The sequence below is a fragment of the Psychrobacillus psychrodurans genome (assembly GCF_050209195.1).
Taxonomy (GTDB): Bacteria; Bacillota; Bacilli; order Bacillales_A; family Planococcaceae; genus Psychrobacillus; species Psychrobacillus psychrodurans.
The window spans coordinates 850976-864177 of record NZ_CP189791.1 but is presented as its reverse complement, the minus strand read 5'-3'; the positions used below and the strand labels follow the sequence as shown (position 1 = coordinate 864177).

Genomic DNA, 13202 nt, shown 5'->3' with positions numbered 1-13202 from the left:
TCTTACCGCTGGAGTCGCCGTCTGCCACTCCAATCAACGGGATCGCTTAAAAAAACGAATAATATATTGCGATATTAAGTAACATTCGTATTTTTAAATGAAATAAGTAATTATGAAATTGACTCAATTAAACAAGTAATTATGATATTGATTTGCTATGAAATGAAGCAACTTTATTAATTGCGGCAATCATATCTTCTACGTCTTGATCTGTATAGAACTCATTTATATTTAATCGAATGGCCGTTTCTAAAATACTCTCTGCGTTTGGACAGCTTCCTATGGAGTAGTCATAGGCTCCTAGATTAAATGGATAATGGTTATTCAAATATGCCTGTTTCTTTTGAAATATAGGCTGCGCATATAACACCTTTGGTATATAACCCGGTTGGTTTGGAATTCCTTCTTCCGCTAAAGCTTCTGAAAATTCCTCTCTTGAGCACGTTAACTGTTCCAGATTCAGAGTGAGCATATAAAACCAATAACTGCACCAGCCTTCGTTAGTAATTTTCATCGGATTGATTCCTTTAATAGTAGCGATTCCTTGCTTTAATCTTTCCCCTAACTCATTGCGTCTTGTACAAATCCAGTTAAGCTTTTTCAATTGTGCAATTCCAACCGCACCCTGCAGCTCGGTCATTCGATAATTCGGTGCTAAATATTCTATATCCTTCATCACAGCGTCTTCTTGTCTTCGATAATTTTTATCTGCAAATGCATGCGTTGTAAAATAATCAGATTCATTTCCTGAGTTTACAGTCACCATTCCACCGTCACCAGTAGAAATATGCTTAAAATCATTAGTACTAAAGCAGCCATAATCCCCTATGGTACCTGTTAATCGACCTTTGTAAGTCGTTAAATAACTTTGAGCACAATCCTCCACGACCTTGATGTTATATTTTTTGGCAAGTTCCATAATTGGGTCCATATCGCAAGGGTTACCTGCAAGATGAACAACAATTATTGCCTTCGTCTTTGCTGTTATTTTTTCTTCGATTGATGTAGCAGTCATTGTATAACTATGAGGATCCAAATCAGCGAAGACTGGGATGGCATTTTGGTAGAGAATACCTACCACTGTACCTTGGTCTGTAATAGGACTTGTAATAACCTCATCTCCAGCAGTAACTCCAGCTGCTCCAAGTGCGACATGTAGTGCAGCAGTTCCAGAAGAAGTAGCAACACTGTGTTTTACTTGATAAAGATTATTGAAATCCTGTAAAAACTGCTTTACTTTATGACCAAAATGATAAAATAATGTATTTTGCTCTAGTGCCTCCAGTAATTCCTTTGCCTCTTCTAACCCAAAGCGTTGCCCTGTACCAAATGGTGTCGTTTTCACCTTTGCTCCACCATTTATTGCTAATATGTTTCCTTCCATTATAAGTCCCCCATATTAGGTTCTTTTGATTTGAACTTGTTTACAATTAACACCAAATCGTTGCACTATTACTTCATCATCTGCTGATGCATGGTCCTCCGCTATTGGTATGAGAAGCATAAAATCATTTTCCTCATCCCGGCTAGTTACTTTAATGTCTCCTGAATAACTAATTCCATTAATTGTAAGCCCACGACGTGCGCGTTCCCAATCATTAATTTGCTTACTAGTCCAGAAGGTAAATCCTTGAGTTTTAGCAGTTGTTATTAATTGAACAATGGCCTCTCGCACTTTTGGCTGATGGTAAATATGGTATTGATGGAACAGAAAATGCGCTACACCATTAACCCGCTTCACTCCATCTAAAAATGGCTGAATGACACTAACATCTGATAATGTATTGTGATTTAGATCTTGTGTTAAAAACCCAATTTCTAAAACGTCATATAGTCTATTCTTTTCATCTGCCCAAGCAATTGGAAAATAAGGATGACATGTGCCAAATAAAAAACCAATATTCCCTTTTTTACTTGGACCTCTCGATTGATCCACTTGGATTCCATTGTTTTCACACCAAGTGTATAACTCTCCCCAACCCTCAAAACGTGTATAGTGATTTTTATTAGATACAGTATGGTTTGTATTTGTCGTTTTTTCTAACCAGTCTAATTGTGTTTGAAAAGCTTCCGCTGACCAAACCCCTTCATCCTGCTCTAGTGCATTGTAATGAAGGGCAATTTCATGACCATCACTTTTTATTTGGTCATATATCGAGGAACTGTAGCCTGGTGCAATCATGCACCAAGTAGACCGAACATTTTCTGCTTTCAGCGTATCTAGTGTCATTTGAGCTGATTCATCCACATTTAAATCACTATCATGGGAAATCATCGCAACATGTTGTACTTTTGATGGCCAATAGTCTAAGAAGGGAAGTGTTAAACCTTTTCCTAGCACTATTTTTAATAAATGTTCCATTATTACTTCTTTCCATAAGTCAGCATATGGGTGAGGGAAATAAGGCATTCCAGTTTCTGTAAATGCACGATCTTGAACCCAATCCAGTTCAAAGCCATCCTCTGCCTTTAAAATTTCCTCATCTAAATTTGCCGTACCATCCGGGGCTGGTATTCCATCCTCTATAACAGGCTTCGTTCCCTGTTGCAAACCAACGATCGTTTGAGGAATCGGTACTGACCAGCGTTCAAGTGTTCCAGAACCATACTTTATTTGCTGTAATGCAGATACTCCCTGCCATGTTTTTGCCTCATCAGCTACAGCACCAAATTCTGTTACGTCTAAATCAGTTTCATGCGTCCAAGGCTCGGCATCTAGGAAACGTAAAGGGGTATGTTGGTTTAAAAAGGCAGATAAATCTGCATAACCCTTTTGAGACGCAAGCTTGTTTGAAAAACCTAGTTTCTTTCTTATAGAGTCCAATCCCCCATAAGAAACGACAGTCCCACCAGCGTGTATATATTCTAATATTTTGCTGCACGCTTCTTCACTATCTCGGATGTGACTCACAATCAACACGTCAAATGAATTATACTTATCCGTTACATCTAGTTTTTCATATGGGATTCTAAAATGATCAAGAATTTCAAATATAAAATACTCGAAAAGGTTTTTCTTCTTAGACCACTCTAACTCCGCATCCATATCATCAAAAACAACACCAATTTTGGCCATTTTCATATTTCTATCACCCTTCGAAATATATTAATATACAAGTAAATTACATGTATATAAATTTTTATAATTATTCATATTTATATTATTTTTATTGATATGATGTAATTAGTAGTAAAACTACTAGTATTATATGAAACACCTGTATATAACATGTATTTAAAATTATTATATGTATAATTTTCTGAAAAATCAATGTTTTATTTTACTCTTTATATTTCATACTCTTTTTTAGACTAGTCCTCGCTTACTCCCTACTAATTGCTTCTTTATATACAGTTCATAGTTATTAATCCAGAGCTTTCAGAATTATTAATTCACAAAATCGCCCCTCAGCTCATATACGGGAAGGGGTGTTAATAATCGGGAAATATCAGAATTGTTTGCTACACAGGGATCCTTTTGATTAGTTCACATTAAAATCCCCCTCCAGCTCTTGTGCAAGAGGGTATGTTATGGATTGCCAAGTATTAGAATTGTTTACTACACAGGGACATAAAAAAACACACCCTCTAGCAGAAACCTAGAGAGTGTGCGAATTGTAGTTAAATATCAGAATCGTTTGTTACACAGGGTCACTTTATAGAATACTTCCCAAACCCATCCGTACCTTCGCCAACATATTTAATGTTGCCGTCTGCAGGGATTACTTTTTCTGCTTGTTTGGAAGATTCAAATACGATTGTTGCGTTTGCAGGAAGTGCTGCAAATTTCCAGTTGCCGTCAGCAGATGGATCGATCGTTTTCTCAGCAAGAATATAATCAATAATTGTTTGACGGTTTTCATCTGGATAGATTTCAATTGCTGTTGCATTACGTACTCCTGGGAATGTTCCATTTGCACGATAGTTGTTTGTTGCTACGATAAACTCTTGTTTTAAGTCGATTGGCTTACCATCGAATTGTAAATTTGTAATACGAGATGATTTATCATTTACTAGATTTCCGTCTGCATCATATTTGGCTGGTTTCGTCACATCAATTTCATATGTTACACCATCAATTACGTCATAATTGTAAGAGCGGAAGTCTGTATTAATAAGTTGTTGATCGCCAGTTTTTGTTGCATCGATTTGGTTGAATTGACCTGCAGACATTTCTAACCATTCTTTTACGTCAGCTCCAGTAACTTTAACAATTGCTACTGTGTTGTCGTATAAATATAAATCAGCTACGTTCTTAATGGCTAACTCGCCTTTTGGAACATACGTGTAATATTCAGGGTCACTTCTTGTTCCTGCTTTGAATGGTGCACCAGCAGAAAGTACTGGAAGTTTTTCATTTTCTGTACCTTTTAGTTTTGCTTTTACGTACTCAGTTTGAGCATTTGTTACGATTTGGATAGATGGATCATCTTGTACTTGTGAAAAGTAGCTATGAATGTCAGCTGTTGTTGTTCCAACTGCTTGGCGTACGTATTTAATCGTTCCTTCATGTGCTTCTTTTACAGCGTTCACTATAGTTTTGTCTACATCCGTTGCATCTTTTGCAATTGTACGTACTTCTGCTTTAGAATTTGTTACAGCCCATTCGTTGCCCTCTTTCTCTAACGTTAAGTCAATTACACCTAAATGACTACCAAATTTACCTGGCATTACAACTGGAACACCGTTGATCGTACCTTTATCGATATTTACATTCGTTAAAGAAGCATCAACTTTACCAGGGAATACTTGGTGAGCATGTCCTGTAATAATTGCATCAACACCTTCAACCTTCGTTAGTAAATATGTTACATCTTCTTCGCCAACCTCATGCTTTGTATCTCCAAGACCTGAGTGAGAAAGAACGACAACTACATCTGCTCCAGCTTTTTTCATTTGAGGTATAACAGCTTCCACAGCTTGCACAGAATCTTGCACTTTTACTTTTCCCTCTAGATGAGATTTATCCCATTTCAGGATTTGCGGAGGAACAATTCCAGTTACTCCAACTTTGATCGTTGATTTGTCACCTTCTGCATCAACCACCTCTTGGTCAATTAACACATACGGTTTATATAATAATTTACCAGTTGTTGCGTCTTGAACATTCGCATTCACATAAGGGAAGTTTGCATCATCCATTACTTCATCTAAATAATCAAGACCGTAGTTAAATTCATGGTTACCAAAAGTTGCTCCGTCATAACCCAACAATTCCATTGCAGTTACAGATGGATGCTCTTCCCCATCTACTAATTTATCTATAGCTTGCTTGTATGAACCTAGTGGAGTTCCTTGAATAGCATCGCCGTTATCGAATAATAAAGAGTTGCTATTTTCAGTACGCGCTGTTTTAATAAGTGTTGCAGTTTTTGCAAGACCTAAGCTATTAGACTCAGTATCTTTGTAATAGTCATAGTTCACAATATTCGTATGAATATCAGATGTACCTAAAATACGTAATGACACTGCATCTTTAGAGCCTGATTCCACTTCTGCTCCTGATGCTTTAATAACAGCTTCTAATTTTTTCAATAAATCTTCTACCATTGGATATGAACTAGCGGTTGGAAGTTTATCTAGTAAAGGTGCTATCGTATCGATTACCTTTTTAGCTTCGGTTTTATTGCCAGCTGCTAATAACTTTTCAGCTTGAACAACCTTCATATAAACAGTGACAGGAACCATCAACTGATCTCGTTTCGTATTTGCTGGTTCTTTATATTGGTCTAACAATAAATCTCTCGCAGCTTTACCACTAAAACGATAGAGAATTGTTGTACGACTCTTCAACTGAACAGATAGTTTATGATATAAAGTCTCAACCTTCGCCCAATCTTTTGCAGATTCAGCTTTTTTAATGTCATTCATAATAGGAGTTAAGTATTTGTCTGCATAGTTATAAGCATCGATATAAGGAATGATTCCTTTTGTAACACGTTCATTATAAAGAGCGTTTAAATCTTTGAGTAAAACGGCTTTACTTTTCGCATTAGACTTCGTAATAGCAGCCTTTGCTTTCACATAATTATCTTTTGCTTTATTAAGTGCCGGATACAACTCTTTGCTTGTAGCAAGCTTGCCACTTTGAGCAGGAACTACATATGCATAAGCTGCATTCTTCATATCTTTTCTCGCTTGATCTACAACATCCTGCATTGAACTACTCGCAAAACTAACATTCGTACTTGCCAACAAAGATGTTGCTAATGCTGCAGCTACTACAGATTTCTTGAGCGTATTCTTCTTCATCCTGTCACTCCCGTTTGATAGATTATATTCTCCCAGCTTAATTTTCATAAGCCCCTTCCTTAAAGATAATGGAAAAAACAGCCTATTACAACAAGAATATTGTAATAATTTCGTAAATAAAGTTAAGTTTAAGCGACACATTTAAAATCCCTTCCATTATTAAATAGAACGAGATTTGTAAAAATCTTTATATAGTTCATATAAGAGAGCTGTCAAAGAAAAACTGGGTAAATAGACGCCCGATCCTTATAATTCAAAACATGTATCTAACGTTTTCGAAGTGCTCTGGCTCTGGAAAGGCTTATCCTATAAGATCCCGAATGTTTTTAGTGCAACTGGTCTTTTCTCGGTAATCTTATGGCATTTGTCTGTCCTTCTCCCTACTACAACTTTAAGAAACAGGTTATTGCATTTTACACAGAGTTCTCAGGAAATTTTTATATAATTTCCTATCACTCAAAAAAAGCATCTGAAAAGTATCTTCAGACGCCACACGATTAAATATTTAGTTAGGAGACAATATTTTTGTACACTTCAATGCCAATTAACTAGCTTCAAGTTACATAAACAAAAGAAACCTTATACAATATGTTCCCTATGTACCTATTTTTTTCGATGGTACATACCATATATATTTAACGAGGTGTGTAGTCTTTGATGTTGTTTTAACAATACATGCTTGGAAGCATTTACAGTGACAGAGATTCCATTAAGAAAATGGATGACTGACATCCCCTTGCTTAACTCAACCACATAAAAAGGGTGATTAAATATCCAAACACACTCTGGATTCCTATAGGACATCGTTGGAAAAGCACCGAAATCATTTGGCTCTATGAGCAACGGTGTCTTTACCGAATATTTCATTAATTTTTTCGTTGCTTTCAAACGTCCCTCCAATGTAGATGCAAATCTATTACATGCATCTTCAAGTAAGTTCAATGTACTCTCTTCTGAATAATAAGTTCCATGTGTCGTCACGATTCGCGTCTTCACCTTATCTTTAAAAACAGGCTCAATTATTAATGTTTGGTTATCAATCAATCCAGAACTTTTTTTAATATCTTTCACCGTATATCCCCCTTTTTTGTCCCCTCCCTGCAAGTACATCCTACCAAATTACAATATAACATACTAGTCTAAATTTACTAAATATATGCAATATTTTAAAAATAATTCCTAATTACCCCTTCTAGTAAAGTATTATTTAGAATTTGGTCCTATATTAGAAAAACATTTTCTATCCGTTTGGTATAAAGTAACTGAAAAAAATACCGAGAAGTGTCGAAGATCACTCTCCCGGTAAAAACTTTAAATCCTATTTTTCAATATGTACTCTCAATTTTGCAAGCATTCTTTCTCGTCTCTTTTTAATACCTGGTATTGTTATGCCAGCTCTCGTTGCGGCCTGCTGCAGCGAGATCCCTTCCACGAAAATCCACATCAAAAGCTCTCGCTCTTTTGCATACAATGATTCAATTGCTATTTCCAAATCCTCCCGAAATAAGCTTGTTTCAAGAGATTGTTCAAGTAAAAATGCCAATTTTTCATCCTCCACAGTGTCGACTTGCTCTTCCTGACGTTTTTCTCGTTTTAATTCATCGAGCATTCCACCGTAAATCGAGCGGTACGCATAAGGTGCAAAATCTCCCTTTTCCACATCGAACCACACCCATGCCTTCCATAAAGCAATTCTACCTGCCTGTCTATATAACTCATGGTTTTTATATATGCTTAGCTTCCGAATGCAAGCAGAAATCATCGGCTCAAATTGCTCCAATACATATTCAAATTCCATCAACGCTAAGTTCCTTTTTGAGTCATGCACGATTCGTTTATTCCTAGGTAGCCTAAGAATAATTAACTTCTTATGCAAAATCTAATGACTATTTAAAAGATTGTAGCTTAGTAAACGTTATGCTTTAGTCTATGGAACGGTATGTATTGTGAGGAAAAACAGTTAAAACTGATACAAAGTTTTAAGGATGACTGGTTCCAGTCTAATTTTGAATTATTTTAAGAACATGATATATATTTACCTACTATACGAGTAAAAAAGAGAACTATTAGTGTTTATAATAAACTCCCAATAGTTCTCTTTATTATATTTGCAATCAAGGGTATGGCTTTTCGACATATAATAGATAACAGTCTATTAGTTTGAAATTTACTACGTTTTGCTGTAAAATTAGTATATTGGAATTCTTTCTACTGGTTAATTTGTAAAGACTTAACCTTAGCAGAAACGGATTCTTTTTTTTCGCTATTTTATAATAAAAGCATAAGCATATATTTTTTCATTTATCAATTTATTAAAAATTTGACTCAATTAAATTAGGGTATATATAATATAAACTTTTTAGGAGGAGAACATGGATACGACGGAACCATACTACATTACAGAATCTAAGAGAGCATGCATAGATGCCGGAATGGATCCGAATGAGATATCGAGACCGAAAAGGTTTTTAGATGAAGAGCAGTTTGCAGCAAAGAGAAAATTTTATAGTGAAATACTATCAGTTGTGCGTTTTTTCTCAAATAAGCTACTAGATTCCTTAAAAGGCACCCCCATACTTGTTGTAGTCTCTGATGCGACCGGTTACCTATTGGAAATCGAAGGGGATGAAACCATCAAGTCTACCATTGAACAATTTGGGATCAAACCTGGCAGCCTGTTCGTTCAAGAAGATACAGGCACAAATGTTGTTAGTTTATCATTACAGCAAAGACACCCTATCAGCTTGATTGGTGAACAACATTATCATAGTTTTCTTCATGAGATTGCTTGTTATGGAACAGCTTTTCACTATACGGATGAGAATAACTTGCTTGGTAGCGTTTCTATTATGATGCCTATCCAATTTCAAAATACACTTTTCTTAACGATGTTAGCTCAAGTGATAGATTCAATCGAAAGGGAACTATTATTAAGAAAACAAAATAAAAAGCTTAATATTATGAATCAGATTATGTTAAGTAGAACAAGGAATGGCATTGTTATTACGGATGAGAAAGGAATTACAACCGAGTTTAATAGCTTTGCTGAACAAATTTCGAATAACAGCAGAGAAGCTGTTGTGGGTAGAAATATTCTTGAATCACATTTAACAGGTGAATATTTTAAAGAGGTACTGGAACAAGGGAGAATAGTTAAAAATGAGGAAATAAAATTTAAAGGTGACTCAGGTAACCTCATTGTTTGTCTCTTTGACGCACAGCCAATTTATGAAGAGGACAAGATGATTGGTGCATTTGGTCAGTTCAGAGACATCTCTGATCGCTACTTGCTACAGGAAAAATATAATTATTTAGCTTATCATGATGATTTAACGAATTTATCAAACAGACGACATATTAAAAAAGAATTAGAAGCCATTATCCAGCAAATATACGATGGTCAACAACGTACCTTGGCTGTTTTATTCATAGATTTGGATCGATTTAAAGTCATTAATGATAACTTTAGTCATTCTTATGGAGATAAGTTCTTAATCGAGGTAAGCAAACGTTTATGTGGTGCTCTTGGAGAGAAGGATATACTTGCGCGAATGGGTGGGGATGAGTTTGTCTTTCTACTGAAGGATTTTGTTGATATTGATTATGTCATGAAAAAAGCAGAAGAGATAATTCAGCTGTTTCAGCAACCTTTTTATGTTAGTGGAAAAGAGTTAAATACAACAGCTAGTATTGGGGTGGCTATTTATCCCGACTACCCAATTTCAATGGAGCAACTCATGGTCTATGCTGATAACGCGATGTATCAAGCAAAATCAGAAGGTAAAAATCGATACGTCGTTCATTCATCAGAATTATTGGATGTAATGATGGACGAATACATGCTGGAGGTCGATTTAAGAAGAGCCTTGGATAACGATGAATTTGTACTTCATTATCAGCCCCAAATTAATAACGATACTGGTAAATTATTAGGTTTTGAGGCATTGTTACGTTGGCAGCATCCTACACTAGGTCTCATACCTCCAGGAACGTTTATAAAACTGGCAGAAGAAAATGGATTAATCACCCAAATTGGAGAGTGGGTCATCAATGAGGCTTGTTCCCAAAACAAAAAATGGCAAGATGTTGGTATGACCCCAGTAAAAATGTCCGTTAATCTCTCAACACAACAATTTCTTACAAGAGATCTCTTGGCATTTATGGAAGATATGTTGGAACGTATAGCTATCGATCCAGCTTATGTGGTCGTTGAAATTACCGAGTATATGGCAATGGAATACGATTACTCTATTCAAATATTAGAACAGCTAAAAGCACTTGGTATTGGTATCAGTATTGATGATTTTGGAACAGGATATAGCTCGCTCAATTATCTTAAAAATTTTCCGGTTGATTATATTAAGATTGACAAATCCTTCGTAAGTGAAATTATGAACAATGAGAAGGATGCCATCATTGTAAAAGCAATAATTACATTAGCTCACAGTCTTCGTAAGGAGGTAATTGCAGAAGGGGTGGAAACACAGGAACAGCTAGATTTCCTTAAAAGTCATCATTGTGATATTTCACAGGGGTATTACTTTAGCAAACCGCTTTCTGCAGATGAAATCGAGAAGATTTACCTAGAACATCATTGATTACAGGAGAGATGACAGCATGAAAACGACTTCTGCCGTATTAGTATCGAATTTTAAACACTGGGGAATTCATCATATATTCGGCATTCCGGGGAAGGCAGTATCTCCTATATTATTCGAATTATTACACCATAATATGGAATTTGTATTAAGTAAACATGAGGCAGCAGCAGGGTTTGAAGCTACCGGCTATGCCCTGATGAATCAGAAAATCGGGGTCGCAGTTGGTACTTCCGGACCTGGTGGTACTAACCTGATCACTGCTGCCGGCCAAGCAATGGCCTCTAATCTACCCCTATTAATTATCACAGGACATCCCTCGATGAAAGATACTGGTAAAGCAATGGGTCAGGACTCCAGTCTATTCGGAACTGACCTTGTAGATATGTTCAGATCTGTTACAAAGTTTAGTGCACGGGTAGAACGAGGCGATATGCTACAGTCATTTCTACAGCATGCGCTAGAAAAAGCTATGACCGGTGTAAAAGGACCTGTGCATCTGTCTATTCCATTTGATATTTTGTTGGAACAGATTGAACCATTCCAACTAGATTTACCATTGCCTTATGAAATGATATCTCCTTTAACAAACGAAGTAATCGATAGATTAAATCTTGCAAAACGTCCCCTTCTATTTTTAGGAAAAGGTGTTCATTCAAGTAAAGCATATAGTGAAGTACAGCAACTGGCGGAACATTGGAACATCCCTGTCATTACAACTCCAGGAGGAAAGGGAGTATTTCCTTCCAATCATATGCTTTCATTAGGAGCATTCGGATTGGGTGGTACAGACGAAGCAACCGCTTACTTTCAAGAGAATGTTGACCTACTCCTTGTAATTGGTTCAAGACTAAGTGATATGTCCATTGCCGGTTTATCTGAAGTGATGTATCCCGAGCACATCATACACTTCGACTATGATCCGACGTTTATCGGAAAATCGATTCCAGTTCCAACTACTCCAGTTCTTGGTGATATAAAAGGGAATCTGAAAGTTATCTTAAAGTATATAACTAAAATAGATAGTTCAGCATTTTTAGCGCCAATCGAGTTGATCCCACTTCAGGACAATAATCCAGGTGAGCGAATCTCTGCAGTCCAAGTAATAAGGGCAATGCGTTACGGACTTCCAGAGGATGCAATTATTTTCGGAGATGATGGCAGCCACTCTTTTTACGGGATTAAGTACTTTGACATTTATAAACCCGGGACTTTCTTTTTTGATGATATTTTCGGTGCGATGGGTAATGGTATTGGCTTTTCCATAGGTGCTAAGCTAGCAGCCCCGGAAGAAACTATTGTATGTTTAGTTGGGGATGGATGCATGTTTATGCATGGTACGGAGCTTTCTACGGCATATAATTATAACTCCCCTGTCCTATTTATTGTTTTGAATAATGGACGATTGGATATGGTGGAAAAAGGAATGCAAAAAATGATTGGCTCATCTATTGGCGGTGTATATGAAACTCCGCTCAACGTTACTAAATTTGCTGAGTCTATGGGATTAGAAGCATTTACATGTTATAGAGCTACTGAATTAATCGATAGTATAAAAGAAGCTTTACATAAGATAGAAGCAACGAACAAACCGATAGTGATTGAAGTATTAGTAGATGAAAATGAAATTCCACCAACTATGGGGAGGCAATAATATGGAAAATAACAAGCGATACGAGGCTGGTTTAGATACAATGGAAGAACTATTTTCACAAGATGTCCGAAATGGTATGGAAGGAATAAAAAATATATCACCTGACCTTTGGGAGATGATTGTGTCCTTTGGCTTTGGAGATCTCTACTCTAGAAATACGCTTTCCTACTCACAAAGAGAAATCATCACACTCACAACTCTTATCACACAAGGTGCTTTCGATCAGCTCAGAGTCCACCTGCAAGCAGCACTAAATGTAGGTCTGTCAAAAGAAGAAATTATTGAGATCATCATCCACTGTGCTGGATATGTTGGGTTTCCAAAAGCTGTACACGCAATGGGAATTGCTGGTGAGATTTTCGAAGAGGTATAGGAGTAAACTGTCCCTGTAAACTGTCCCTGTGTAAGACACAATTAGCATTATTCAATTCGTTGCGCAGGGATTTTGCTTCACTTTCATCAATAAGTACTATTAAATATATATTAATGCCATAGTGCTAACTTCCCTATTCTCTATCACATCAGTTTAATTCGATATTCTCCAAACACATGACACACAGAATTGTAGTCTATTATCAGAATAGTGTAGAATTGTTTCTTACACAGGGACAAATAATAACTCCACTCAAGATTATTTACTTGAGTGGAGTTATTTTTAAATCTTTGAACTTTTTGAATGTTAACTTTTTATAATGTCT

8 protein-coding genes are annotated in these 13202 nt (G+C 36.4%); 3 read left to right on the top strand and 5 right to left on the bottom strand.

The genetic code is table 11. The annotated features are described in order from the left end of the window. Positions 1 to 139: 139 nt before the first annotated feature. The 5 genes from ACQCPR_RS04075 to ACQCPR_RS04055 form a co-directional block, all read right to left on the bottom strand. Positions 140 to 1384, bottom strand: a complete 1245-nt coding sequence (locus tag ACQCPR_RS04075) for a DegT/DnrJ/EryC1/StrS family aminotransferase (protein ID WP_427138266.1) — start codon at positions 1382 to 1384, stop codon at positions 140 to 142. Between the two features lie 15 nt (positions 1385 to 1399). Next, a complete protein-coding gene (locus ACQCPR_RS04070) occupies positions 1400 to 3082 on the bottom strand; it encodes a hypothetical protein (RefSeq protein WP_427138265.1) in 1683 nt (560 codons plus the stop codon). 569 nt (positions 3083 to 3651) lie between these two features. Then, a complete protein-coding gene (locus ACQCPR_RS04065; protein WP_427138264.1) occupies positions 3652 to 6252 on the bottom strand; it encodes a bifunctional 2',3'-cyclic-nucleotide 2'-phosphodiesterase/3'-nucleotidase in 2601 nt (866 codons plus the stop codon). A 603-nt stretch (positions 6253 to 6855) separates the two neighbouring features. Further along, positions 6856 to 7323 carry a competence protein ComK gene (locus tag ACQCPR_RS04060; RefSeq protein ID WP_427138263.1) on the bottom strand — a complete coding sequence of 156 codons (468 nt, stop codon included), beginning with the start codon at positions 7321 to 7323 and terminating at the stop codon, positions 6856 to 6858. Between the two features lie 247 nt (positions 7324 to 7570). Next, entirely contained in the window at positions 7571 to 8050 is a 480-nt protein-coding gene (locus ACQCPR_RS04055) for a sigma-70 family RNA polymerase sigma factor (RefSeq protein ID WP_427138262.1), read from the bottom strand. A 574-nt stretch (positions 8051 to 8624) separates the two neighbouring features. Here ACQCPR_RS04055 and ACQCPR_RS04050 point away from each other — a divergent pair. Genes ACQCPR_RS04050 through ACQCPR_RS04040 form a run of 3 tightly spaced genes read left to right on the top strand, consistent with a single transcriptional unit; the run spans position 8625 to position 12877 of the window. Continuing rightward, positions 8625 to 10850, top strand: coding sequence for a putative bifunctional diguanylate cyclase/phosphodiesterase (locus tag ACQCPR_RS04050; protein WP_427138261.1), 2226 nt, complete (start codon positions 8625 to 8627; stop codon positions 10848 to 10850). Between the two features lie 19 nt (positions 10851 to 10869). After that, entirely contained in the window at positions 10870 to 12504 is a 1635-nt protein-coding gene (locus tag ACQCPR_RS04045) for a thiamine pyrophosphate-binding protein (protein ID WP_427138260.1), read from the top strand. Between the two features lies 1 nt (position 12505). Beyond that, a complete protein-coding gene (locus tag ACQCPR_RS04040) occupies positions 12506 to 12877 on the top strand; it encodes a carboxymuconolactone decarboxylase family protein (protein ID WP_427138259.1) in 372 nt (123 codons plus the stop codon). Positions 12878 to 13202 lie beyond the last annotated feature (325 nt).

What these genes read in the sequence shown, in the direction of transcription:
- ACQCPR_RS04055 (WP_427138262.1), bottom strand. Translation starts at nt 8,050, where the DNA reads ATGGAATTTGAATATGTATTGGAGCAATTTGAGCCGATGATTTCTGCT.
- ACQCPR_RS04065 (WP_427138264.1), bottom strand. Translation starts at nt 6,252, where the DNA reads ATGAAGAAGAATACGCTCAAGAAATCTGTAGTAGCTGCAGCATTAGCA.
- ACQCPR_RS04045 (WP_427138260.1), top strand. Translation starts at nt 10,870, where the DNA reads ATGAAAACGACTTCTGCCGTATTAGTATCGAATTTTAAACACTGGGGA.
- ACQCPR_RS04075 (WP_427138266.1), bottom strand. Translation starts at nt 1,384, where the DNA reads ATGGAAGGAAACATATTAGCAATAAATGGTGGAGCAAAGGTGAAAACG.
- ACQCPR_RS04070 (WP_427138265.1), bottom strand. Translation starts at nt 3,082, where the DNA reads ATGAAAATGGCCAAAATTGGTGTTGTTTTTGATGATATGGATGCGGAG.
- ACQCPR_RS04040 (WP_427138259.1), top strand. Translation starts at nt 12,506, where the DNA reads ATGGAAAATAACAAGCGATACGAGGCTGGTTTAGATACAATGGAAGAA.
- ACQCPR_RS04050 (WP_427138261.1), top strand. Translation starts at nt 8,625, where the DNA reads ATGGATACGACGGAACCATACTACATTACAGAATCTAAGAGAGCATGC.